Origin of the sequence: Akkermansia sp. JRP_AM1, assembly GCF_049262625.1 — a bacterium.
GTDB classification, from domain to species: domain Bacteria; phylum Verrucomicrobiota; class Verrucomicrobiia; order Verrucomicrobiales; family Akkermansiaceae; genus Akkermansia; species Akkermansia massiliensis.
Window position 1 is genome coordinate 2,858,523 of the sequence record NZ_CP118234.1, and the last position, 23,774, is coordinate 2,882,296.

Sequence of the window (23,774 nt, forward strand, 5' to 3'; positions counted from 1 at the left end):
GGCCATGCAGTTTTACCGCAAGAAAGCAAGAACCATGGGGGTTCCCATCGTCCCCATGATTGACATATTGACCATTCTGCTCATCTTTTTCATCGTTCACACCCAGTGGAAAAAGCCGCAGTCCCTGCTGAAAATAGACGTGCCGGGCGCGGAGTTCATGGAAGGGGCTCCTTCCACGGAGCAACGGGCCGTCCTGGCCGTGACGGGGAAATCCTCCATTTCCCTGAACGGGAACCTGGTGGAGATGAATGAGCTGGCCGCCGCCCTGGAAGCCCTGAAAAGGGAGAAGCCGGACGTCAAATTGCAGCTTGACGTAGATAAAAAGGCGGAGTTTGGCGTCATTGTCGGCATTTGGGACGCGCTGACGTCTGTGGGTATTGACGCGGGGGATGTTCCTGCCAGAATAGAAATCAACAAATCCGGCGCACAGTAAGCGCCTTAACACATATATACTCCCCTCCCTCCCGATGTTATTGGAAATCGCGCAGTATGGAAATCCGGTATTGAAGGAAAAATGCCGCCCCGTAGAACATTTTGACGACGGCTTGAAAGCCCTGGCGGAAAACATGCTGGAAACCATGTACGCCGCAGAAGGCATCGGCCTGGCGGCTCCGCAGGTGAGCATTCCCATTCAACTGGTGGTGATTGATATTCCGGAGGAGGAAGAGTCCGTCACCTGGCTAAAGGTGAACGGGGAGGACAAGGAGCTTTCAGACATTATGCCCCTGATGTTTGCCAATCCCGTCCTGGAGCCTTACGGGCCCATGCATCCCTTCCATGAAGGCTGCTTGAGCGTGCTCAAGATACGCGCTTCCGTCGTGAGGCCGGATTTTGTCAAAGCTACGGTGCTCCTGATAGATGGAAGAGAAGTGACGATTGACTGCAACGGATTGCTGGCGCGATGCCTGCAGCATGAATGCGACCATTTGAACGGCATCCTGTTTGTGGAGCGCGTTTCTTCCGCCCAGAAGATCACCCTGCGCAATAAATTGAAGCGCCTGGCTACTGGGTATTGACGGTTTCCCGGATCGGGATCGGGCCGCCTGTTTGGCGAAAGGTCTCGGCGGCAGGGGAAATCACTCTTGAGCTGCCGCGATAAAGCGCGGGGTTAGCCGGTCTGTTGCATCGTGAGGCATAATGGGCTGTGAAATTTCTGGACTGGGTTTCTTTCTGCACGTGCCTGAATCCCTCTCCATGAACTTTATTTTACTCCGCATCTGCTCAAGGAGTCCATTGGGGCGCGCAGAAAATCTTGATCCCCTTTTCTTCAAATAGAGTGATGATTCCTCATGGTTCCGCTGTTTGGTTTTCTGCGGTGCAGAGAAGGGAGGAGTATCTTCCTCCTTCCAGCTTCCCAATCATGCCAGGTCTTTCGTTTGGCCGTTGAGGTACACATGGGCAGAGAGGGGGGTGCAGAGGCATTGCGAACCAGTCGTCCTCTTTCTTCTACTAATGATTAGGGCCGGTCATCAACAAACGTCGCTGTCAGACGAAGATGAAAGTTCAGTCCTGTTCCTGTGGGGCTTCCAAAGAAGTATGACCAATGCCTGGAGCAGAAGGGAGACCATGTTAAAAATGAAGATTGCAGGAAAGGAGCCGGGAAGGAGAAGCGTCACAAGGATGTTGAACAGGCTTCCGCAGAATAGAAACCTGCCGCCCAGTCGCTGAACACTTACCCATGCTTCATTACTACTGAAGGCGTAAGGGGTGCGTATTCCGAACCATTTGTTGGGAGTTATCTTGGGGCAAACGTTGGCCAGGAGCAGAAGAAATGTGTTCAGGCTTATGAAGATGACTTTGGCCGTGTCTCCCAGGCTGACCGTATTTGCCAGGCTTGTCTTTTGAATGGTCAGGCAAAGATAGGAAAACAGGACGACCAGGAAGAATTCCGCGTACGTGGCCATCTTCGCGCCAATCCGCCGGTTGTTTTCATTCCTGCTGAAGTGAATGGGCAAAAGGATGATCAGACGGAGAATCTTCCCGATGAGGAAGCCGAGGATTCCCAGGCCAATGAATCCCAGAAGGGCGTCCATGCCGTTCTTGTCCTCAAAACGGGTGGGCATGCCGTATTCATTGAAATGTACGGCGACGCGGGCGGGCAGCCGTGACGATACGGCTGCATAGTAAGTCAGCACGGGAAACAGGGCTATGACAAGTTCGTTGAAAATTGGCCCGATCCACCAGGATGGGGAAGATTGAGCAGAGAGCGGGGTTGGCTGCATGGCGTTTAATGATTGGGCTGGGTTCCGATGATTTTGCTCCATTTTCCGGAGGATGTTTCGCGGGCCGCCTTGAAATTGCCTATCCAGACCAGTATTTCTTGAAGAACGCTCAGGTTGATATCGTAAAAGATGAATTTGCCTTCCCTGTGGTCGCGGACGAGATCGGCTTCTTTTAAAACAGACAGGTGGCGGGAGATAGCGGCTCCGGTAATACTGAAATGTTCCGCGATTTCTCCGGCCGGCATGGCGCCGTTTTTCAGTATTTCCAGAATTTCACGGCGTGTGGGGTCAGCCAGGGCTCTGAGCGTAGGTTGCAGGGAAGAGGGATTATTCATTTTATATTTAACTTTAATGTTAAATATTTCTAATATGGATTCCCGGCGAGGTCAACAAAAATGAAGAGAAGGACCGAACGGGAACACTTGTTTATTACGTTCCTGCGTGTCGTGATAGCCGCTCTGGTGGGATCATTCTTTAAACCGGACCGCCGTCCGCTATCCGGATATGGATTCCAAGGATTTAGTCTAAAGCTTTCCCGCGCCGCAAGCCTTTGCAGCAAACTGAATCATTTGTGCGGATGGAGAACGTACGGTGGGGAGGAGCGTTCGCTGACGCTTCCAGTTTCAGGTCGAATGCTGCAAATGTTCGCTGCGCTCCAAGGGGAGCTTCAGGAGGCTGCCGCAGGGACCGGAGCGTTCTGTGATTCCCTTTTGACGCGGATTTGCAGGTCCGCCAGGGCGTTCATGTAGTAGATGTACGCGTCAAAGGCAGAGGCATACGGGGTGAAGGAGTTTTCCTTCTGCATGTAATGGAAGTGGTCCGCACTCTGGAGCTTGCGCCAGACGTGGGTGAGGTCCTTGTCATTGGCGGCCTTGACCGGTTTTTCCAGGCGGTAGATTTTGCGGATGGCTTCGTCCTGCATGACGTTGCCGTTCCAATGGGACATGGTTCCGAAGGTGGAGCAGGTCATTTCCTGGGTGCATTCGCAGACGGAGACGGGCTTGATTTCACGCACCACTTCAGACGGGGTCATGAACCGGTTGCCGGCATCCACGCAGGCAAGGATCATGGTGCGCCAGAATTCAAAGACGCCCGTAGCGTCAGACTGGCGTTCGCCAAGCGTCTCATAGTCCATGGACAGGGTGGTGACGCTGCCCTGCTGGTGCGTCAGCCAGTCCGCGAAGGTGGTGGGGGAAAGCGGGTATTCCGGCCATTCCGGATCGGTTCTCATGATCGCCAGGTCATTGGAGAGTTCCCGGTTGCGGAATATGGTGGTGGTGTTATAGACCCACGGGGCCAGGAATACTTCATTGCTGGTGAATCCCTTGAGCATCGCCGGATTGCCGTCCGCCATGATGCCCTTGAAGCCGAGCGTTTCCGCCTGCGCCGCAATGGCGTTGGAGTACAGCATGCCGGTGTTCATCAGCACGTCTGATTCCTGGCGGAAGAGTTTTTAAGGAGTTCCCGGTGCTCTTCAATCTGCTCCGCAAATTCCTGCGGTGAGTAGACGGAGGCGAGGGAGTTGTAGTACGGCATCACCAGAAAGTCCACGCAGCCGGTTTCAGCCAGCTCCTTGAAGGCGGCAATCAGGTCCGGCCTGTGGTACAGGGCCTGTTCCAGAATGACGCCGCTGAGGGCCAGCCCGAAGCGGAATTTGCCCCCTGTGAGTTCGATGAGCTGCTTCATCAGCCGAGTGGCCGGGAAGTAGCAGCGTTCCGCCACCGTGCTGAGCACGCGGGCATTCAGATTGTCATCTTCATAGAAGGCGTGTTCTCCAATTTTGAAGAAGTCGTAATGAATCAGCCGGTTGGGCTGGTGTGCCACGAAAGTGAGGGAAATGTTGCTCATGTACGGGGAAAGGGCTGGGAGTTATCGTGTGGGGTGAAAAGGCGGTTCTTAGCGGTTCAGCACATGTTCGTAAACCCGGATGACCTTGTCTGCGGCGGCGTCCCAGGTGGAGGCCTTGATGTCCTCCGTGCTTTGTTCCACCACTTTCCGGTACAGTTCCTCATCCGTGCAGAGATGGACGATGTGTTCCGCCATCTTGTTGACGTCCCAGAAGTCCGCTTTCAGGGCTCCCTTCATGACTTCCGCCACGCCGGACTGCTTGGAGATCACGGCGGGAATGTTGAATTGGGCGGCTTCCAGAGCCGACAGGCCGAAGGGCTCCGATACGGAGGGCATGCAGTAGATGTCCGTGATGGAGAGGAGGTCATTCACCTTGTCCTTGTTCAGGAAGCCGGTGAAGTGGAATTTGTCGCCCACGCCCTTGAAGGCTCCGGATTCAATCAACTGGCGGAGTTTTTCCCCGGTACCGGCCATGACGAAGCGCACGTCGTCCGTCTGCTCCAGAACCTTGGCGGCAATTTGCAGGAAGAAGCCCGGACCTTTCTGGGCCGTCAGGCGTCCCAGGAAGAGCACGAGCTTTTCCGGAAATTTTTCTTTCCCTTGAAAACCTTGACGGGGTCCGCCCCGTTGTGGATGGGGAAGATTTTATGGGGGTCTATGGCGTAGTGCCCGCTGGCGATGGTGCCCGTGTATTTGCTGACCGGAATGACGGCGTCCGCCTGTTCCATGCCGAATTTTTCAATATCGTAAATCCATCCGCGGGCGTCCGCTCCGGCGCGGTCAAACTGGGAGGCGTGCAGGTGCACCACCAGGGGCTTGCCCGTGGCTTTTTTCACCTCCACGCCGGCCAGGTAAGTCATCCAGTCATGGGCGTGGATGATGTCAAAGTCCTGCTGCATGGCGACTTTTACCGCGATTTTGGAGAACTGGATGACTTTCAGGGCCAGGTCCCCGGCATAGAGGTCCTCCTTGTTTTTGAATAGCTGGAGGTCCGCTTCATGCGTCTTGGAGAAGGTGATGCGGCCTTCCTTGGTGAACTGCACCACGCCGGATTCCCCCTCCACGGTGGTGTAGGGGTCCAGTTCAATGGGGGCGTGCTCCACCAGGGCGAAGCTGTCATAGGAATACTTCCGGTCCACTTGCTCCACTTCCCGATAGGAGACGTTGTTGAGACCAGTGAGCTGGAACCCGTCAAAAAGAACGGAAGGATCGGCCTTGGGGACAATCACTCTTAAATCCACTTTTTTTGCCAGCGCCTTGGAAAGGCCCAGGCAGGCAATGCCCAGCCCCCCGTTAACCAGGGGTGGGAATTCCCATCCTAATGTAAGAACTCGGATTGTGCTCATTGGTTGATGTGGGTTGTCGGTGTCGGGAAGGAAGCGGCCTCATGCCGTGTTGTGCACCAACGCAATAAAACCAGATTTTTCATGTTCGGTCTAGAGTAATATGAGTAATTTTGTCCTAATAATGAAAAGAAAAATGGTGGTTTAGTTCAATCTTGCGTTCGTCATGAAATTAATTTAATCTGAATCGAACGCTTTTGATTCTCTCTTCTGTTTGGCTTCAATGTGCACCTCTCCCAACATCCCTGAAAGACGAAAAACGCCCCCTCTCCGGGGGCGTCTCGTCAAATGGGAATACACCAATGCGGTTTCTAAAATAACTCTCAGCGTGTGCCTTGCGGACGATGGAATTGTCCGCGTGACGTATTTCACCGGACCGGTGCCGGAAGATGAGCCCAGCTATGCCGTCAGCCCCGGGTATTCCGCCCCCGGCGCGGAGGTCCGGGAGTATGACGAAGCCGAAGTGCATGTCATTGAAACGTCCCTGCTGCGGATTCGCATCCGTACGGAGGAGCAAAAGGTGGATTTTTACGATATTGTCACGGACGAACCCCTGCTGGCGGATGAAGGCGGCTTTGGCCGGGAGTCCAAGGACTGGACGGGGGACGCCCGCGTGTGGATACGGAAAAGGCTTCAGGACACGGAGCATTTTTTCGGGCTGGGGGACAAGCCCTGCGCCCTGAACCTGAGGGGCAAGTATTTCTCCATGTGGGGGGCGGACCATTATGATTTTCACGAGGAATCGGATCCTCTCTACAAGAGCGTTCCGTTTTTCCTCAGCCTGCGGGAAGGGAAGGCGTACGGCCTGCTGTTTGACAATACGTGCCGCTCGTACTTCGACTTCGGCGCCTCGGATGAAAAGGTGCTGGCTTTCGGGTCGTTCGGCGGCCTGATGAATTATTACTTCATTTATGACCGCAGCCCTCTGGACATCGTAGCCGCCTACACGCGCCTTACCGGCACGCCCGAACTGCCGCCGCTGTGGGCGCTGGGCTACCACCAGTCCAAATGGAGCTATTATCCGGACAAGGCCGTGTATAACCTGGTGGAGCGGTTCCGGGACCTGGGCATCCCGTGCGACGCCGTCCATCTGGACCACCATTACATGGAGCAGAAGGAGGGGTTTACGTGGGACAGGCACAATTTCCCCGATGCGGCGGGGATGGTCCGCTCTCTGGAGGAGGACGGCGTGAAGACGGTCCTGATCGTGAATCCCGGCGTGAAGATCAACCCCGCCAATCCTGTTTGGGCGGAGGGTTTGGAACGGAATTATTTCTGCCGGCGGTCGGAGGGCAATCTTTTGTCGGAGGAAGTCTGGCCGGGACTCTGCAATTTTCCGGATTTCACGGCCCCGGCCGTCCGCAGCTGGTGGGCGGACCTGTTCAGGCATGATCTGGAAGAGGTGGGCGTGCGCGGCCTCTGGAACGACATGAACGAGCCTGTCGTCTTTCCGGACCGCACGTTCCCGATGGATACGCGGCATGAGTACGACGGCATGCCCTGTTCCCATGAAAAGGCCCATAACATTTACGGGCAGTGCATGGCGGAAGCCTCCTGGCTGGGCATGAAGCGCCACGCTCCGGACAGGCGTCCCTTCCTGCTGTCCCGGTCCGGTTTTGCCGGATTGCAGCGCTTTGCCGCCACCTGGACGGGGGACAACCGGTCCAGCTGGGAGCATTTGAAGCTGGCCAATTTCCAGTGCCAGCGGCTTGCCGCCTCGGGCATCTCCTTCGCGGGGGCGGATGCGGGGGGCTTCATGGGGCATCCCACGCCGGAGCTGTTTTGCCGCTGGATGCAGATGGCCGCGTTCCACGGGCTTTTCCGCAATCATTCCTCCGGGGAATTCGGAGGCCAGGAGCCCTGGGTGTTCGGACAGGAGGCCACCGCATACGTGAAAGCCGCCATTGAGGGCCGCTACCGCCTGCTTCCCTACATTTACACGCAGTTCCGCCGTTACGCGGAGACGGGGATGCCCGTGCTGCGCTCCCTGGCCCTTCAATGCTTCAGGAACAGGGACACCTACTGGCGGGGGGCGGAATATTTCTTCGGCGACCATCTGTACGTCATTCCCATCCATGAGCCGCAGGAAGGCGGCCGCTTCCTCTACATCCCGGAAGGCGTCTGGTATTCCTACCACACGGACAGCCTGATGGAGGATACCGGAAAGGATGTCTGGGTGAAATGCCCGCTTTCCTTCCTGCCCGTGTACGTGCGCGGCGGGGCGGTCATTCCCCATTGGCCGGTGCAGCAGCACGCAGGCGAACTGCCGCGGCCCCCGCTGACACTGGACGTCTGGTGGGCGCCGGATGAGGAAGTGGCCTCCCACCTGTATGAGGATGCGGGGGACGGCTATGCGTACCGGAACGGGGAATGCGCCGTTCATGAGTTCCTTTACCGCGGCACCGGTTCCCATTCCCTGGAACTGGCGTGGAAGTGCGAAGGGGACCCCTGCGCGTTCCATGAGTCCGCGGAGGTTGTTCTGCACGGCCTGCCTGCCGGGATTGCCCTCAGCGCGCACATGGACGGCGTTCCCTGCCGTGGCGTGGCGAGGGATGGCCGGGTATGGAGAATCCCGGTAGAGGGCAAGTTTGAGACGCTTTCCGCCTGCTGGACGGAGGAATAACAGGCGGGAATGTCAGGGAAGCAGGAAACTGCGCCTGACCGTATCCCGCTTTAATTTCAGCTCCCGCCATTCATGCGTCAGGGTGGAGGAGGCCACCACCCCGCCCCCGGTGCAGAGCGCGAGCCGCCGCCCCTGCCAGTACATGGACCGGATGCCCACCAGGCAGAAGAAGTCTCCGTCTTCCAGAAATCCGAACGGAGCGCCGAAATGGGACGGACAGCGGAGGCGCGAACGCCAGTCGTCCAACTGGGCGAGTGTCTTCTCCGTCCGGGGCTGGGATCCCAGGGCCGGAGTGGGGTGGAGCAGCCGTATCCAGTGGTCCGGCGGCAGCAGTTCGTCCGCTTCCAGGGTGAGGTAGGTGGCAAAGTGGATCAGGGTATCCAGGTTCAGCACGCTGCGGGCCGTTCTGGTGACGCTGCCGTAGGGGGACAGGCGGGAAAGGATGCTGCCGGCCACGATTTCATGTTCGCGGATTTCCTTGTCGTCATTGATGAAGACGCCCTCGTCTTCCGGCCGCGCCGTTCCGGCCAGGGCCATGGTCGTCAGGCGTCGTCCCTGCTGGTGGAACAGGGTTTCCGGGGTGGCTCCGCAGAAGCCTTCCTGCTCCGTCCACCAGGCATAGGGGTAATGAAGCGGGGAACCGTTGACGGCCCGCAGGATGAGTTCACGGGGAACGTGGGGAGGCTGCATCTCTCCAAACTGGGGCGTTGCCGGAACGCTTTTCACCAGATGTCCGGAGGCGATTTGTTCAATCATTTCCGCGAATACCTGGGCATACGCGTCCGGGGACGGTTCCGTCCACAGGATTTCCGGAGCGGGCGGCGTGGGGCTTTCCGGTTCCGGAATGGGATGCAGGGCGGACGGTATTTTCCACGGCTGCGGGTCATCCAGGCGGAACGTGTTGACATAGAAGGCGGGGCCGGAATCCGGGGGGCGGCCGATTCCCGGAAGGGCCCGGTCCCGAGAAGAAGGCCGCGGGAAGGGTGTCTGATCAGGGCTCCGGAAGTCAGCGTGTTTATGTCCATGCGGGGGCCATGTTAAAATGCTGTGGCAGGGAATTCCAGCTATTTGAATGTTTGTGGAGCTTCTCCCGGGAGCGAAGGCCTCCGGCCTTCGTGCGTGAAACCTCTTCCGCAGCATAGCGCAGGGGATTTTTCCTTTTTCCATTTCCTGTCCGGAGTTTGTAAGGGGCCGGAGCCCCTTACTCCCGGGAATATGTCCCCGGAAAAACAGAACCTCGCGTCATGTCACGTGCCTTCCCCTTTTGAATTGACGGGAAAAAGCACTCAAGTAAGCTCTAACGAGCTTCCGCCCAATATGCAGATGATGACCAGACCAGCGCCAGCCCTTTCTTCCTCCGCCGTTCCGGTGAAGACCATGCTGGCGGAGGTGCGGAAGCCGCTCGGCCCCGTATGGTGGAGCGTGTTTCTCGCCAGCGTGCTGCTGGCGGCGTGGGGTGTGGGGTGGAGTTCCTGGCGCATTGCCGCGGAGGGTGTGGGAGTGCTGGGGCTGAACAATAACGTGGTGTGGGGGCTGGACATCGTGCATTTTGTCTTCTGGATAGGCCTGGGACATGCGGGCACCCTGATTTCGGCCGTCCTGCTGCTGACCCGCCAGTCATGGAGAAGCCCGATTGCCCGCGGGGCGGAACAGATGACCCTGTGCGCGGTGGTCTGCGCCGCCGTCTTTCCCGTGGTGCACGTGGGGCGTGTCTGGATGGCGTGGATGGCCTCCCCCCTGCCGGAGGTGAGCGGCATCTGGCCGGACATGGCCTCCCCCCTGATGTGGGACGTCATGGCCGTCAGCACGTATTTCCTGCTTTCCCTGTTGTACTGGTACATCGGGCTGGTGCCGGATTTCGCGCTGCTGCGGGATTGCTGCGCGGGGCATTTGAGGCGGCGGTACGGATGGCTGGCTCTGGGCTGGCAGGGGACGGGGCGCCAGTGGCGCGCCTATGAAAAGGCCAGCCTGCTTTTTGCGGCCATCCTGACTCCCCTGGTGGTATCCGTCCATTCCGTGGTGAGCTTTGACTTTTCCGTGACGCAGGTGCCGGGGTGGCACCAGAGCATTTTTCCGCCCTATTTCGTGGGGGGCGCCATTTTGAGCGGCATGGCGATGGTCCAGTTGATTCTTCTGGGGGTGCGCCGCCTGATGTCCGGCAGCGGCGTCCGGCAGGCCATTACGCCGGCCATTCTGGATTTGAGCTCCCGCTTCGTGCTGGCCCTGGCCCTGGTGATGGGGGCCATGTATCTGTGGGAGCACCTGGCCGTGGTGCTGAATGGAGGCTCTCCGGCGTTGTTCCCGGGCAGGAATCCCGTGAATGCCGTGTTCCTGGGCGCCATGGTCGCCGGGAACGTGCTGCTGCCCCAGTTGTTCTGGTTCCGCTCCCTGCGCACCAACCGGTGGGTGATTGCGGTCGTGGCCTTGGGCGTGCTTGCCGGCATGTGGATGGAACGCTTCTGGATCGTCGTGAATTCCCTGAAAGCCTCCCTGCTGGCCGCCAATATCGGGGATTATTCCCCCAGCCTGACGGACCTGGCCATGATGGCCGGGAGCGTGGGGCTGTTCACGGCGCTGTACATGGTGCTGGTGCGCGTGACTCCGTTTTTTTCCCTGTGCGACGTGCGGGAACAGCAATCCCTGAACAAGGAGGGCGGGGCATGAAGAAGCGCGTCACTTCCGGCTGGGTGCTTTCCTTTTCTTCGGAAGAAGCGCTCCTTCAGGCCGTCCGGACGCTGGTGAAGGAGGAGGGCGTCTTCTGGGAGGTCTGTGCGCCTTATCCCTGCGCCGCCGTCCGGTTTGCCAACCGTCATGCCGGGAGGGCCGTAGGCGCAGGCGTGCGGCTGTGGGCCGCGGCTGGCGGAGTGTGCGGATTCCTGGCCGTGGCCCTGTGGCTTTACTGGACGCAGTTCTGTGCGGATCCTCTCATGACCCAGGGCAGGGTGCAGGGCTGGGACAACTGGCCCGCGTACGTTCCCCCCTGTTTGAAGGGACCTTGCTCGGGGCCGGACTTCTGACTGCCGCCGGGTTCCTGAAAGGGGCCGTTCTCCCCGGTGGAACGACTGGGCGTTCGAGTGTGATTTCTTCAGGACGGATGAACACGGGGACGGTTATTTCATTCTGCTGGAAGGCGGCCGTGAAGATCGTGCCGCCGCTCTTGCTGCGGCACTGCATCCGGACGCGAGCGAATACATCCATGAGGAAGGGGGCCGTTCATGAGAGGCGGCATGACGGCGATAGCCGCCCTGGTTCTGCTGGGGGCGCTCTGGTTCATGGTGAGGGATGACGGGGGCAGGAATGCCGCGCCCCATTTGTTTGACAATATGAACGAGCGTCCGCTGGCGGACGCCCAGCAGGTGCGGGAGCCCTTCACTCCCGCAGGCCGGAAGGTCCGCCTGACGCCGCCCCATGCCGTCGCGCAATCCCTGGGAACGGGGGAGGCAGTCCGTGAACGGGGGAATGACCGGGATTCCTTTGCCGCGGAGGGCTCCTATTTTTCCTCCGGCCGCATGCAGGGGGGAGGAGGATATCATGCCCCTGGAATTGGGCGGGGTTTCCCGCAGCCGTGACGTGCTGGCGGAGGGGCGCACGCTGTATCTGGCGCATTGCGCCGTCTGCCACGGTGCGGATGGAAACGGACGCGGCAGCATGGCCGCTTATGACACCTACCCTCAGATAGGCTCCTTCCGGGATGAAAAGTATGCGGCCTATTCTCCCGGAAAAATGTTCAGGAGCATTCGGCTGGGGCAGGGGAACATGCCCGCTTTCGGAAACATTCTCACGGCCCGGGAAATCTGGTGCCTGGTGGCGTTCGTCCGCCGGCTTCAGGCGCTCCCGGCGCCCCCGCAGGAAGAGCGACCCGTTACTAGACAGGGGGAACACCGTCCATGAACAGCAATACATCATCAACCGGAAGGGAACGCCGGGACAGGCCGGGATTCGGCTGGGCCGGACGTTCCGCCGCCCTTGCCCTGTGGATCATTTCCGTGCTGCTGTGGTGCGTGCTGATGCGCCAGTCTTTTAACGCCATGCCGTGGGATGAGATGACGGTGGCCGGAACCCGGCTGCATGAATGGAGAAAACCGTTTGCCGCCGCCGGAATGGCGGTGGGCGTCATCGGTACGGGCGTTTGCCTGGGGTGCCTGTTCTGGCTCTGCCTGTCTTCCCTGACGGGAGCCGGGTGGGGTATCACGCTGAGGCGGGTGCTGGCGGCGGCCTGCTGGGGCTTTTTACCCGGCGTTCTGGTGCTGGCGGGAACGGTCGGCTGCCTGACTACCGTCATCTTTCCGGAGGCGGCCCGCTACTGGGGCGTGGCGGATATTTCCTCTCCCGCCGTCCAGGCCTTCGGCGTGCTGGACCTGGCTGATCCCGCGTGGTGGAATCCGGCGTGGCTGTATGTGCGCATGGGAATCATCGTAGTGCTGGCCTGGAGCATGGCCCAGGTATGGGAGACGCTGGCGGCGGAAAAAAACGTCTGGCAGCCTTCCTTCCGCCGGGGGAGCGCCGCTTTCTGCATGATTGTGACGGTGATGATGCTGGGCGTGCTGGGGATTGACATGCTGGCAGGGACGGGAAGGGCCGTTCTTTCCATGTTCCCCGTGTACATGGTTGCGTATGCCCTGCTGGCGTCTCTGGCATTAGCGGTGCTGGCCGCGGCGTGCCTGAGGAAGCTGGACGGAGGGAAGGGATTGCCGTGGCCGCGCCTGGGCGGCATGCTGACGGCCATGGTGCTGGTGAAAGCATACATCACGTACTCCCAGTACATGATTACATGGTATGCCTCCCTTCCGGCTGAAATGTCTTTTTATGACGCCGCCTTCTCCTGGTCCGGGCTCCTGTCCGCGGCTCTGGCGCTCCAGCTTCTGGTGCCTTTCCTCGTTTTGCTCTTTCCCGCGTTGAGACGCCGCCCGTCTGCGCTGGGCGCGGTCTGCGTCTGCATCCTGCTTGGCTCCCTGCTGGAAGCGTGCTGGATGTTCTGCCCCGGCTTTGGGCTGGAACCGGCTGCGTGGGGCACGTGGCTCCCCCTCGTCCTGCTCCTGGTGGCGATGGGCCTGGTCTGCTGTTTTTCCTTCCTGGGGGCCTTGAGCGTCCGCAGGGTATTTCCCGAATCACGATGAATGTTCCCGCCGCCGTTTCTTCCCTGTTCCGCCGCCGTCCGGACGAGTGGCTGCCCCTGTTCTGGCTGGCGGCGGCCTGCGTGCTGGGGCTGGTGTGGTCCCTGGTCCATGCCTCCGGACTGGTGGCGGGTGTTCCGCTGCCGTGGCCGGCTGGGCGCCTCATGTTCTCCTTTTACGGTGCGCTGGTGTACGGATGGGCCCTCCCCGTCCTGTTTTCTTTCATGGCGGAGAACGGATGCAGGCGGCTGAAACCCGCGGAATGGCTCTGGCACCTCTGCGTTGTGCTGGGGATGGCCACGATTATGACGGGAGACGGAAGCGGCCTGCTCCTGATGCCCTTTGACTGGTGGGTTTGCCCGGTGTTTGCCATCCTTGCCGCCGGCAAGGCGTGCGCTGCGTGGTTCCGGCCGTTCCCGTGGCCCGTGCGGCTGCTGTTCAGTTCCTCCGCGGGATGCACGGCGGCGGCCCTTCTGGCGCTGGGTTATACGCAGGCTTTGTCCATGAACGGCCTGCTGGACGCCTCCTCCCTGGAAGGCAGCCTGTCCTGCGGGCTGATGTTTGCCGCGCTGGGAGCGGCGGCGTTCCGCTTGAACATGGCCAAAGGCCGCGGTTTTGGAATACTGGCCGTCTGGATGGCCGCCGTGCTGGCGGCGGCTCCGGTGGTAGGCGGTCTGGGGGGCTCCGGGGTTTTCCCGTGCCCTGGGCGCTGGCGGAAGCCGGGGCCGTCTGGTCGTGGTGCGCCGCGGTTCCCGCCGTGCTGATGGCGGTGTATCTTTGGATGAAATCCGGTCCGGAGACCGGGACGTGGCTGAAAGCCGCGGTTTCCCTGCTTGCCTTGCTGGCAGTGTGGGACGTGTTTGCCGGGGCGTGGCCGGAGCTGATGCAGTTTTCCCTGTCCGCGTGGCATGAGGCGGAATTGTGGATCCTGCTGGGAGCCGGAGCGCTGATGATGGCCGGAAGGAAGGGGCCCGTGCGGTTTCCTGCGGCATGGTGGCTGTTGGGCGCCGGCGTTTGCGGCGTGCTTCTGGCTTATGCCGTGGGCGTGGTTGCCGCGGTGGATGTTCAGGCTTTTCCGGAAGCCCGGCGCGCGGAACTGATGAGCGGCTGGGTGGGCATGGCGGCCTGCGTCCATGCCGTTGCCATGGCTCTGTGCCTGGCGGGAAGCCTTTGCCTGTGGCGTCCGGCGGATGCCGGGAACCCGGAAATGGAAACTCCGGTTCCGCAGCGTCTTTTCTTCATTGCCGCCGTTGCGGCTGTTCTGTTGCTGGCTACGGCGGCGGCTGTCCTGCTGCATGCTCCCGCGCCGGACTCACTGGAGGTCAGGCGGCCCGTCCAGGATGCGGCAGGAGCCAGGATTTATGCCGCTGAGGGGTGCGCCCTGTGCCACACCCAGATCATCCGGCGTTCCATGTCCGGGAAGGACTGGCAGACGGCAATCGACCGCGGCACGGACCCGGATTTCCCTTACCGGGTCAGCGAGCCGGAAGACATGGATGCCGAATTCAACGGGGAGGGCGCTCCGCAGGCGGGCGTGGCGGCGGTAGGGCCGGATTTGAGCAATGCGGCGGAATACGCCGCAGGCAGGCTGGAATATGAAGACGCGGTATCCGGCGGCACGCGCCGCGCCGCGCAGGTAAGGGAATGGCTGGCCCTTCATCTTTACAACCCGCGGGAACCGCAGTTTAAAAAGCCCTGGACCGTGTGCCCCTCCATGCCCGGCATGTTTGAAGAACGCCCGGTGGAGGGGAATGCCCCTTCCCTGGATGCCCTGCCTGTCCGGATGGAGCAGGGCCGGGAACTGGTGCCTTCCGGGCGCGGGGAACGGCTGTTGAACTATCTTGCTTCCCTCAGGAGAGTGGAACCCTCCCGGAAACGCGACCGGATTCATTCTTTTCCTGGCCTGTCCCACATTCATCCGGACTATGCCGCCCATCCTCCCACGGTGGACATGGAACGCCTGAAAAGAGCCCGTGCGGCCGCCGTCATGGAAAAAGGAAGGGGCGTGTACCTTTCCAAATGCGCCATTTGCCACGGCAACGACGGCATGGGGGACAAGGTGACCTATCCGCCCCTGGCCGGGTCCGAATGGCTGAAGGAAAAGCCTGATGCGGAAATCGTCAAAATCATCCTCCAGGGGCTGACCGGGCCGATCACGGTGAACGGGAAGGAATGGAATTCCACCATGCTGCCGCCCGGCGTGACGAATTCCCGTGACCTGGCGAACCTGCTCACGTTCCTTCGCCGCCAGTTCGGCGGAGTGGAAAAGGCGGCCTACACGCCGGAACAGATGGACGCCATCCGCCGGGAGCTGTAACGGCACATGTCATTACGGTTGCCGGCCGCTCTCCGCGCGGCATGTTTTTTCTGCACGGTTTCAAGCAATGCAGGAGGGCGGTTGCAGAAAAATTCCACGCTTTACGCTTCTTGAATACGCGGCGGAAACAGAGGCAAATGCCATTCCATGAATTTGGAAAATACGTCCGCCATTGCTTCGGACAAAAACGTTGTTATCGGGACAAATGCCAGCGTCGACAATGGCACTGACAATGTCGTGATAGGTTATCAATCTTCCACCAGGGATGACCGGGGCACCATTGCGGGCTCCATGTCCGTCGGAGCCGCCCTGGGGATCATATCAAGGTAGGGAACTCCTGTGTTTCCGTAGGCTCCTGGTCCAATACGGCCCATGGACATGGTTGCCGCCCTAGTGGAAGAACTTGCCGGAGGCTCCGCGGAACTTTCCCCCGCCGCTTTGCCTTCCCGGAAATCCCGGGAAGCGGCGCCTGAACGGACCGTTCCGTCGGAACCCTGCGAACTGACGGAAAAAGGGAGCGTCTGAATGAAAAGAGTTTCCGTGACGGACTGACGCCGTTTCCCAGGAAACATGACGGGGCTGCCGCACCATATCCAAGTGCGGCAGCCCTTTTATTTAAATAGTTCCGGCTTACAGGACGAGCATGTCCCGGTCGTCAAATTCATCGTTCGGTCCCCAGGCAACTTCCCAGTAATAGCCGTCCGGGTCCGCAAAATAGCCATGGAAGCCGCCCCAGAAAACATCCTGGGGTTCCTTGACGATCCTGGCTCCCGCGTTCCGCGCCAGTTCAATGACTTCAACTACCTCCTCCTTCGTTTTTGCATTATAGGCAAGCGTAATTCCTCCGAACCCGGCGCCGATGGGCGGAGGATTCTCTCCGTTGATGTCCTTTGCCAGCAAATCCAGCGGATACAGCTCCAGTTTGGTGCCGGGAGTGCTGAAAAAGACGACGTCCGGATGGTCGCCCGTCTCATCCGTTTTAAAACCGAGTCCGTCACGGTAAAATTGCAGCGCCTTCTTCATGTCCCTGACTCCAAGGCAGACGATGTTCATTCTGTTCATGTTCTTCTTCATGGGATGGTATTTGAAATGTTTGATGGAGATGGCCCGGGTATCGGTTCCTCTGCAAAAAAAAGGCTGCCCTCCGCACCGTGTACCGGGAAGGCAGCCGGATGAAAGTGGCCGGGGAAAAGGTCAGCTCAGGGCTTCCACCAGCTTGTCGCCGTAGGCGGAGCAGGAAAGCTCCGTGGAACCGGGAATCATTTCCGCGAGGTCGAACGTGACCGTTTTTGCGGAAATCACTTGGTCAATGGCCTGAATCAGCAGGTCTGCCGCTTCCGTCCAGCCCATGTAGCGCAGCATCATTTCCGCGGACAGGATGACGGAGCTGGGGTTGGCCTTGTCCAGTCCGGCCAGTTTGGGCCCGGTGCCGTGCGTGGCTTCAAAAATGGAATGGCCCGTCAGGTAATTGATGTTGCCGCCGGGCGCGATGCCGATGCCGCCTACCTGCGCCGCCAGGGCGTCGGAAATATAGTCCCCGTTCAGGTTTAGCGTGGCAACCACGTCGAAATTCTCCGGATGAAGCAGGATTTCCTGAAGGAAGGCGTCCGCAATGCAATCCTTGATCACGATTCCGTTGGGAAGCTTCAGCCAGGGGCCGTCTCCGATGGGCTGGGCGCCGTATTCCCGGCGCGCGACGTCGTACCCCCAGTCGCGGAAGCCGCCTTCCGTGAACTTCATGATATTGCCCTTGTGAACCAGCGTGACGCTCTTGCGGCCGTTCTCCACGGCGTAATCAATGGCGGCGCGCACCAGGCGCTCCGTGCCTTCACGGGAAACGGGCTTGATGCCGAAGCCGGAGCTCTCCGGGAAGCGCACCTTCTTCATGCGCTCCGGGAAGATGCGGCTCATGGTGTCGAAAAACAGTTTGGCGTCCTCGGACCCTTCCTTGAATTCGATGCCGGCGTAAATGTCTTCCGTATTCTCGCGGAAAACGACCATGTCCACCTTTTCCGGAGCCTTCACGGGAGTTTCAATGCCGTTGAAATAGCGCACCGGGCGCAGGCAGACGAACAGGTCCAGATCCTGACGCAGCGTAACGTTCAGGCTGCGGATGCCGCCGCCCACGGGGGTGGTGAGGGGGCCCTTGATGCCGACCAGGTAGGTCCGGAAGGCTTCCACCGTCTCATTCGGGAGCCATGTACCCAGGTTGTCAAAGGACTTCTGCCCGGCAAAAACTTCATACCAGGCAATGGAACGCTTGCCCTGGTAAGCTTTCTTCACGGCCGCGTCAATCACCCGGGAAGCCGCCGCCCAGATTTCAGGCCCGGTTCCGTCACCGATGATGAAGGGAATGATGGGCCTGTCCGGAACGCAAAGCCTGCCGTTCTGCATGGTGACGGCTGCGCCGTCCGTGGGAGGGGTGAATGTTAAATTGGCCATGACGTGCGTTCCTTTATAGGAGCCAGCCCGTTTTGGCAAGATAAAAGAACGGAATGGGGAAGTGCGCATCATGGAGCTCTTGATGGCCGCCAAGCCTCTTGTACGGGCAGTATCAGAACCAGCGGTCCTTTCCGGGCGGTTCTTCCGGCTGTCCGGCTTCTTCCCGGAGGCGGCGCAGGAAATTTTCTTCCGCCTGGCGTATCAAGCCGCTCTCCATGATGTGCTTCCGGGCGCTTTCGTTCAACTGGTTGACGGCAATGGCGGCGTCTTCGGAAGTCAGCCTGTTCCAGATGCCGGCGTCATCCCTCACGATTCTGAGGGAGCCCTCCACCATCTCGCAGGAAACCAGCTTTCCGTGAAGCCCCTCCGCGGTAATGGGTCCTTTGTTCCCTGCGGGAATGATAACCCGGAGCGGCTCGGGTCCCTCCAGGTCAATGCCTCCGTGGGCGCGGTAGGCCGCTTTCAGGATCAGCGTCTTTTTACTCCACCACCACGTGGTGGAATACCGGTATTCATACTCGAACGTCCGTTCCACGGTCACCAGGTTGGCTACCTTCTCGTCCTTCTGCACAATCAGGGCCACGCCGCCGTGGTCGGAGGAAAACCCCTTGTTGATCAGGGTGAGGCCTACCTCCCTGCCTGCTTCAATCAACTTTTCCGCCACCTCCATCGGTTTTTCCACCGGGGCGGTGATGCAGGACCGCACGCCCCAGAACAGCATGGCCAGGGCCCCGATCAGGACGGCGCCTTTAACCAGAACGACGACAGCAGGGGAATGCAGGAAGGAGGATGGTGGGGTATCACTCATGAAACGTTGTACGGGACGGGAACTCAGGGTTCCGGGTCTTCATGGGAACCGTCCTTCTTGAGGGGAGGCATGAACAGGGCCAGGAATGTGAAGGCGATGACGGTCAGGTCGTCTATCTGGCCTACTCCGGGAATGAAATCCGGAATCAGGTCAATGGGGGAAAAGGCATAAAGAGCCGTCAGCACCAGGAGAACAAGCTTGCGTTTAGTGAAAAGGCGCGGTTCTCCTTCCCGGCTGCGGAAATAATTGATGGCCCTGGTCAGGAATTGCTGCCTGGGCCCGTTGGGTGGAATGGGAAGCTTGTTTTTCATGGGGCTGCAAGGGTGAAGTTGCGGGAAATGGAAAAGGAACGCTCCGTTACGGGGAGAAAAGGCATGAATGCAGGCAGGAGAAGATGATACCGCCTATGATAACGAGCGCCACAATCATGGCCTCCCGGCTATTTGTCTGGGAAGCAACATAGAGCAGGGACCGCCTGTAATCGTCTTTGATGGGTGGCTTTTCTTTCATCAGGGAGCTTTTCTGAAATTATCTCATGCGCTTCCGGCTGCGTCCAGAGCAATTCCCGGATGCCGCTGGGAGTATGTGTCCTGCCGTTTAAAAGAGAGTGGAACGTTTACGGCAAATACGTTATATGGGAGAACCTTCTTTCCAGAATATCCCTTCATGACATTCAAACCGGCAGAGGGGAAAGAGAATCAGGCACCAAATAGATGCCGGAAGGAAGAAACGGTATGGCGTGCCGACAAGAGAACGCGGCAGGGAAAGGAAAGGGCTCCATGGGGAATTGCTTCCGTTTCTCCGAATCTTGTTGCACTTCCTTTTGCGATGTGCTGGAATCGTCTGATGAACAAGTGGTTTTTGTTTTCTCTGTACATGTTGTTCGGTGCAGTGCTTTCGCCTTTGCTGGCAGGTGAAGCCGAGAGTTCTCCCCCTGATAGCGGCAGGGAGCAGGTTGATTCTTCCGTCTGGATCAATGATGAATCACCCCATTTGGCTCCCGTTTATTTTACAGGAGTCATGCACAAGCGGAGCAGGTGGGAAATCGATATTATTTCCCTCAACAGTCATGAATTGCCGGAACCGATGACCGTGGCTTTGGAAAAGAAGCCTGCGGGGTTCACTTCTTCTGCAGGAGGCACGCCCTGCTGCGGGATTATTCCCCTCCTGATCCCCTCCGGAGCGGAAGAAGAACCCCGGCGGTGGCGTGATGCGGGAGCTTCTCCCTCTCTGGTGAAGGAAAACACCCCCCAGGCTCTTTCCCTTTTGCAGGAATCAGTTTTACAAAGCTACCAGCATCAAATTATTAAATCCATAAAAATGTCCATCGGCATCCTTGAACGGATGACGGATGAAAACCAGGCGCTGGCACTGGAAAAGAGCTGGGCTTATGAAATTATAGATTATACTTTCTGGATATTGCTGGAGGGAAGCGTTCCCTTCGATGCAAGAATGGCTTATGTCCAACGTAATCCGGACGTCCTGAAGCAATCGCAGAAGGAGTCGGATACCTATTGTGAAAGGGTTCGCATTCTCCGGAACAAGCCGTGGAGCGGCAAATTGCGCCTGTTGCAGGATAAAAAGGAGAATCTTCCGGCGGGGACTCCCAGTTGCCTTAATCCCTAATTATTTTGTTCATGAACCACGGAAACATTGAATTCAGGAAAGTAAGCGGCTTTAAGCGGGGAACGTTGTTTGAATTACTGTCGGACGCCTATTCCTTTGACGGGAGATGGGAAGATTGTTGCGGTGCAGACTGGAAGGAGTTTGATGATTTTTTCTTTGATAACCCGCAGATTGCGGACCGATACGGTTTTATAACCGTCTTGAATGGCAAGGCCGCCGGGCTGGCGTCGTGGGACCCGAGGAAGATGCCCGAATATGTGGAGATAGGCCACAACTGCATCATCACCTCCTGCAAGGGCCATGGGTATGGCAGGATGCAGCTCCGGGAGGCGCTTCAAAGAATCGTGAAAAGGGGGGCGAAAAGAATCATTGTGACCACGAATGGCCGCTCGGTTCCCGCCCGGCGGATGTATGAAGGCGCAGGTTTCAAGGTTTGCGGGAAAAGGAGGAACGAAAGCCATACCGCCTTTTTCGGGGACTACATTGATTATGAAATGATGCTGCCCTAAGGACGTTTGTGCGGAACTGCCAGCCAAACGGATTCCGGGGGCTGAATGATCCCGTGGAAGATGAAACAGGGCGGTTTTCCCTTGATTCGCGGCCATTCCCGGGAACGGGGCCGTCCCGCTCCCGCAAACATGAAGGCGGCATTGACACGGCGGAGGGCACGGGGTACTCTCCTGCGGCATATAATGATCAGTTTTACGAATATCAGCGGGGCCGAGGAGATTGGAGCCAATTGCTATTTGCTTGAAATGGACGGCACCCGGATCGTGCTTGACAGCGGGATGCACCCCAAGAGGGAGGGGATGGCGGCCATGCCGGATTTTGATTCCATGGAGCCCAATTCCGTGGAAGCCGTTTTTTTAAGCCATTCCCACCTGGACCACCTGGGAACGCTGCCCGTGCTTCAGGAGAAGCAGCCCGCGGCGGAAGTATTCATGACGCCCGCCGCAGCCGCCCTGTCTGAAGTGATGCTGCACAATTCCGTGAATGTGATGAGCGCCAAGAGGCTGGACCTGGGCATTGTGGAGTATCCCTTTTTCACCCATAACGACCTGGACAGGCTGAGCGACGCCTGGCATGCCAAGTCCTGCAACGAGGTGTTCCGCGTGGGCTTCCGCCAGAACGTGCTGGCCACGTTTTACGATGCCGGCCACATTCTGGGGTCCGCGGGCGTGATGCTGGAAGGAGAGAGCGGCCATACGGTGTTTTATACGGGGGACGTGCAGTTTGAGGACCAGAGCATGATTCCCGGAGCGGATTTCCCGGAATCCGGCGTGGATACGCTGATTATGGAGTGCACGCGCGGCGGCTTCCAGCGCAGCGCCCATTATTCCCGCCCGGAGGAGATGGTGCGGTTCGGGAAGGCGATTGCGGAGACGCTGGAACGCGGCGGCGCCGTGCTGATTCCGGTATTCGCCATCGGCAAGAGCCAGGAGATGCTGTTCAATATCCACCGTTTCAAGCAGCAGGGGGTGATCCCCGCCAATACGCCCGTGTACTTCGGCGGGTTGAGCGCCAAGGTTTCCCTGCTGTACGACCGCTTTGCCGGGCTGACCCGCAGGCACGACCATGAGTTCAAGCTGAAGGAGGAAATAAAGACCGTGCCCCTGCCGCGCAAGGGAAAAGCCCCGCTGGTGTGTTCCCCGGGAATATTTACGTGGTTTCCAGCGGCATGATGACGGAGAATACGCTCTCCAACGTGATGGCGGAGCAGGTTCTTCCGCATGAGAAAAACGCCATTCTTTTTGTAGGGTATGCGGACCCGGATTCCCCCGCGGGCCGGCTGCGGGCCGCGCAGGAGGGGGATCTGGTGAAGATGCGGCCCAACGGGCAGCCCGTGCGCCGCAACTGTACGGTGGATTGTTTTGACTTTTCCGGGCACGCTACCCGTGACGCCCTTGTCAATTATGCCGTGAAGCTGAATCCCAGGCAGGTGGTTCTGGTGCACGGTGATCCGGATGCCGTGGAGTGGATGCATGATACGCTGTCCGCCAGAATGCCGGGTTCCACCATCATCGCTCCCGTTCCGGGCCAGCGTTATACGTTTGAGTCATGAGTTTTACCGGAGAGAGAAAAGGCCGCCTGATTGTCTTTGAAGGCATAGACGGCACGGGCAAGTCCACCCACATCGGCCAGTTGCGGAAGTATCTGGAGGGGAAGGGGCTGGAAGTGGTGCAGAGCTTTGAGCCCACGCGCGGGCCGTGGGGCCGGATGTTGCGGGATTCCGCCGTGACGGGGCGCCTTTCCGTAGAGGATGAGGTAGAATTATTCCTGAAAGACAGGCGGGAGCATGTGGAGACGCTGATCGCCCCTGCGCTGGCGCGCGGCGCGTGGGTGTTGCTGGACCGCTATTACCTTTCCATGATGGCTTACCAGGGCGCGCGTGGGGTGGATACTTCCGTCATCCGCGCTGCCAATGAAGAGTTTGCCCCGGTGCCGGACGCCGTGGTCTGGCTGGATATTCCCGTTTCCGTGGCTCTGGAACGCATCGGGAGCCGCGGAGAACGCGATGCCTTTGAGACGGAAGCGGGCCTGACGGCCTGCCGCAACGTGTTCGCCTCCATCCATGAACCCTGGATGCTCCGCGTGGACGCGGACGCCGGGAAGGAGGAAGTGGCGGCAAGAGTGCGGAAGGCCCTTTCCGGGAATTTTCCCGAAGTGATTAGTGAATAGGCGTATTCCACTGGCCGGAGGCCGGGAATTTTCCCTTAATATTTAATCCCCGGTATTTGGTCGCTGCGCCGCAGGCGCATAAACCGTCGGGTCCGGGATTCCGGCTTCCCTGAAGGCTTCCCGGCGCTCCACGCAGGTGGAGCAGGCGCCGCAGTGGACGGGACCTCCCTTGTAGCAGGAGTAGGTGCGGGAGAAGTCCACGCCCAGTTCATGGCCCATGGCGGCGATGCCGCCCTTGGACGTGCGGATGAAGGGACGCAGGATGCCCAGCCCGGCATAGGTCCCCAGGCGGACGGCCTCCGTCATGGCGGCCATGAATTCCTCCCGGCAGTCCGGGTAAATGCTGTGGTCCCCGGAATGGGCGGCAATGACAAGCTGCTGCGCTCCGCAGCTTTCCGCCACCCCGGCCGCGATGGACAGGAAGATGCCGTTGCGGAAGGGGACGACGGTCTGCTTCATCAGCTCCTCGTCATAGGAGCCGTCCGGGATGTCGTCCGCGCCGGAGAGGAGGGCGGATTTCAAATGGGCGGAGATGGGGGAGATGTCAATCACGCGGTGCTCTATGCCCAGGCTGGCGGCCTGCCAGGCGGCGCATTCCAGCTCCCGTTCCGCGTGGTTGGAGGCGTAGTCAAAGCTGAGGGCCACCCGCACGCGGTGGTTCCGGTGCGCCCAGTGCAGGGCTACGCTGGAGTCCAGCCCCCCGCTGAGCAGTACGGCGGTTTCCGTCTTATCCATGGCGCGCGTCAGAGGGG

26 protein-coding genes and 1 pseudogene are annotated in these 23,774 nt (G+C 59.3%); 16 read left to right on the top strand and 11 right to left on the bottom strand.

Going from position 1 to position 23,774, the window contains the following annotated elements; translation table 11 throughout:
• Positions 1-34 precede the first annotated feature (34 nt).
• A complete protein-coding gene (locus PVA48_RS13775; RefSeq protein WP_257228597.1) occupies positions 35-433 on the top strand; it encodes an ExbD/TolR family protein in 399 nt (132 codons plus the stop codon).
• Between the two features lie 34 nt (positions 434-467).
• Positions 468-1,016 (top strand): peptide deformylase, encoded by a 549-nt coding sequence (gene def / locus PVA48_RS13780; RefSeq protein WP_102722023.1) that lies wholly within the window; start codon positions 468-470, stop codon positions 1,014-1,016.
• Between the two features lie 453 nt (positions 1,017-1,469).
• Here the strand turns inward: def and PVA48_RS13785 are convergent, their stop codons facing one another.
• The 5 genes and pseudogenes from PVA48_RS13785 to PVA48_RS13805 form a co-directional block, all read right to left on the bottom strand.
• Complete coding sequence (locus tag PVA48_RS13785) at positions 1,470-2,135, bottom strand: SdpI family protein (RefSeq protein WP_180975156.1); 666 nt, start codon at positions 2,133-2,135, stop codon at positions 1,470-1,472.
• A gap of 92 nt (positions 2,136-2,227) precedes the next feature.
• Complete coding sequence (locus PVA48_RS13790; RefSeq protein WP_102728183.1) at positions 2,228-2,557, bottom strand: autorepressor SdpR family transcription factor; 330 nt, start codon at positions 2,555-2,557, stop codon at positions 2,228-2,230.
• A 332-nt stretch (positions 2,558-2,889) separates the two neighbouring features.
• Positions 2,890-4,070, bottom strand: a pseudogene (locus PVA48_RS13795) (glycoside hydrolase family 57 protein).
• Positions 4,071-4,118: 48 nt separating this feature from the next.
• A complete protein-coding gene (locus PVA48_RS13800; RefSeq protein ID WP_423231913.1) occupies positions 4,119-4,643 on the bottom strand; it encodes a glycosyltransferase family 4 protein in 525 nt (174 codons plus the stop codon).
• On the bottom strand, positions 4,622-5,416 hold the full coding sequence (locus PVA48_RS13805) for a glycogen/starch synthase (RefSeq protein ID WP_423231914.1): 795 nt from the start codon (positions 5,414-5,416) through the stop codon (positions 4,622-4,624). The genes PVA48_RS13800 and PVA48_RS13805 overlap by 22 nt, the downstream gene beginning before the upstream one ends.
• Before the next feature lie 220 nt (positions 5,417-5,636).
• Between PVA48_RS13805 and PVA48_RS13810 the strand changes: the two genes are divergently transcribed.
• Positions 5,637-8,036: a glycoside hydrolase family 31 protein gene (locus PVA48_RS13810; RefSeq protein ID WP_102726338.1), complete on the top strand. Its 2,400-nt coding sequence runs from the start codon at positions 5,637-5,639 to the stop codon at positions 8,034-8,036.
• 12 nt (positions 8,037-8,048) lie between these two features.
• Here the strand turns inward: PVA48_RS13810 and PVA48_RS13815 are convergent, their stop codons facing one another.
• Positions 8,049-9,203, bottom strand: a complete 1,155-nt coding sequence (locus tag PVA48_RS13815) for a chorismate-binding protein (protein WP_423231915.1) — start codon at positions 9,201-9,203, stop codon at positions 8,049-8,051.
• A gap of 156 nt (positions 9,204-9,359) precedes the next feature.
• On the opposite strand from PVA48_RS13815, the gene nrfD reads away from it, so the two are divergent.
• The 8 genes from nrfD (at position 9,360) to PVA48_RS13855 (ending at position 15,992) form a co-directional block, all read left to right on the top strand.
• A complete protein-coding gene (gene nrfD / locus PVA48_RS13820) occupies positions 9,360-10,700 on the top strand; it encodes an NrfD/PsrC family molybdoenzyme membrane anchor subunit (protein ID WP_180975157.1) in 1,341 nt (446 codons plus the stop codon).
• On the top strand, positions 10,697-11,053 hold the full coding sequence (locus PVA48_RS13825) for a quinol:electron acceptor oxidoreductase subunit ActD (protein WP_423231916.1): 357 nt from the start codon (positions 10,697-10,699) through the stop codon (positions 11,051-11,053). The genes nrfD and PVA48_RS13825 overlap by 4 nt, the downstream gene beginning before the upstream one ends.
• A gap of 210 nt (positions 11,054-11,263) precedes the next feature.
• Positions 11,264-11,605, top strand: a complete 342-nt coding sequence (locus PVA48_RS13830; RefSeq protein ID WP_423231917.1) for a hypothetical protein — start codon at positions 11,264-11,266, stop codon at positions 11,603-11,605.
• Positions 11,568-11,927 (top strand): c-type cytochrome, encoded by a 360-nt coding sequence (locus PVA48_RS13835; protein WP_215841918.1) that lies wholly within the window; start codon positions 11,568-11,570, stop codon positions 11,925-11,927. The genes PVA48_RS13830 and PVA48_RS13835 overlap by 38 nt, the downstream gene beginning before the upstream one ends.
• A complete protein-coding gene (locus tag PVA48_RS13840) occupies positions 11,924-13,153 on the top strand; it encodes a hypothetical protein (RefSeq protein WP_102728188.1) in 1,230 nt (409 codons plus the stop codon). The genes PVA48_RS13835 and PVA48_RS13840 overlap by 4 nt, the downstream gene beginning before the upstream one ends.
• Entirely contained in the window at positions 13,150-13,914 is a 765-nt protein-coding gene (locus tag PVA48_RS13845; protein WP_423231918.1) for a hypothetical protein, read from the top strand. Before PVA48_RS13840 ends, PVA48_RS13845 begins: the two co-directional genes overlap by 4 nt.
• Positions 13,848-15,467, top strand: coding sequence for a c-type cytochrome (locus PVA48_RS13850; protein ID WP_423231919.1), 1,620 nt, complete (start codon positions 13,848-13,850; stop codon positions 15,465-15,467). Before PVA48_RS13845 ends, PVA48_RS13850 begins: the two co-directional genes overlap by 67 nt.
• A 372-nt stretch (positions 15,468-15,839) precedes the next feature.
• Positions 15,840-15,992, top strand: a complete 153-nt coding sequence (locus tag PVA48_RS13855; RefSeq protein ID WP_180975158.1) for a hypothetical protein — start codon at positions 15,840-15,842, stop codon at positions 15,990-15,992.
• 105 nt (positions 15,993-16,097) lie between these two features.
• Here PVA48_RS13855 and PVA48_RS13860 read toward each other — a convergent pair whose 3' ends face one another.
• The 4 genes from PVA48_RS13860 to PVA48_RS13875 all read right to left on the bottom strand — a co-directional run bounded on the left by PVA48_RS13860 (position 16,098) and on the right by PVA48_RS13875 (position 19,028).
• Positions 16,098-16,529 carry a VOC family protein gene (locus tag PVA48_RS13860; protein WP_102722034.1) on the bottom strand — a complete coding sequence of 144 codons (432 nt, stop codon included), beginning with the start codon at positions 16,527-16,529 and terminating at the stop codon, positions 16,098-16,100.
• 132 nt (positions 16,530-16,661) lie between these two features.
• Positions 16,662-17,909: an NADP-dependent isocitrate dehydrogenase gene (gene icd, locus PVA48_RS13865; RefSeq protein ID WP_102726408.1), complete on the bottom strand. Its 1,248-nt coding sequence runs from the start codon at positions 17,907-17,909 to the stop codon at positions 16,662-16,664.
• A gap of 112 nt (positions 17,910-18,021) precedes the next feature.
• A complete protein-coding gene (locus tag PVA48_RS13870) occupies positions 18,022-18,717 on the bottom strand; it encodes a DUF4230 domain-containing protein (protein WP_102722036.1) in 696 nt (231 codons plus the stop codon).
• 23 nt (positions 18,718-18,740) lie between these two features.
• On the bottom strand, positions 18,741-19,028 hold the full coding sequence (locus PVA48_RS13875; protein WP_102728190.1) for a YkvA family protein: 288 nt from the start codon (positions 19,026-19,028) through the stop codon (positions 18,741-18,743).
• Positions 19,029-19,095: 67 nt separating this feature from the next.
• Here PVA48_RS13875 and PVA48_RS13880 point away from each other — a divergent pair, with 67 nt between their 5' ends.
• The 5 genes from PVA48_RS13880 to tmk all read left to right on the top strand — a co-directional run bounded on the left by PVA48_RS13880 (position 19,096) and on the right by tmk (position 23,022).
• A complete protein-coding gene (locus tag PVA48_RS13880; RefSeq protein WP_146021095.1) occupies positions 19,096-20,343 on the top strand; it encodes a hypothetical protein in 1,248 nt (415 codons plus the stop codon).
• Positions 20,344-20,408: 65 nt separating this feature from the next.
• A complete protein-coding gene (locus PVA48_RS13885) occupies positions 20,409-20,852 on the top strand; it encodes a GNAT family N-acetyltransferase (RefSeq protein WP_215709532.1) in 444 nt (147 codons plus the stop codon).
• Between the two features lie 183 nt (positions 20,853-21,035).
• Positions 21,036-22,025 (top strand): MBL fold metallo-hydrolase, encoded by a 990-nt coding sequence (locus PVA48_RS13890; RefSeq protein ID WP_423231920.1) that lies wholly within the window; start codon positions 21,036-21,038, stop codon positions 22,023-22,025.
• The gene (locus tag PVA48_RS13895; RefSeq protein ID WP_423231921.1) at positions 22,022-22,405 is read left to right on the top strand and encodes an MBL fold metallo-hydrolase RNA specificity domain-containing protein; all 384 of its coding nucleotides are present in this window, start codon (positions 22,022-22,024) and stop codon (positions 22,403-22,405) included. Before PVA48_RS13890 ends, PVA48_RS13895 begins: the two co-directional genes overlap by 4 nt.
• Positions 22,402-23,022: a dTMP kinase gene (gene tmk / locus PVA48_RS13900; RefSeq protein WP_022398327.1), complete on the top strand. Its 621-nt coding sequence runs from the start codon at positions 22,402-22,404 to the stop codon at positions 23,020-23,022. Before PVA48_RS13895 ends, tmk begins: the two co-directional genes overlap by 4 nt.
• Positions 23,023-23,064: 42 nt before the next feature.
• On the opposite strand, the gene queC is transcribed toward tmk, so the two are convergent.
• Positions 23,065-23,757 (bottom strand): 7-cyano-7-deazaguanine synthase QueC, encoded by a 693-nt coding sequence (gene queC / locus PVA48_RS13905; RefSeq protein WP_102722039.1) that lies wholly within the window; start codon positions 23,755-23,757, stop codon positions 23,065-23,067.
• Positions 23,758-23,774: the final 17 nt, after the last annotated feature.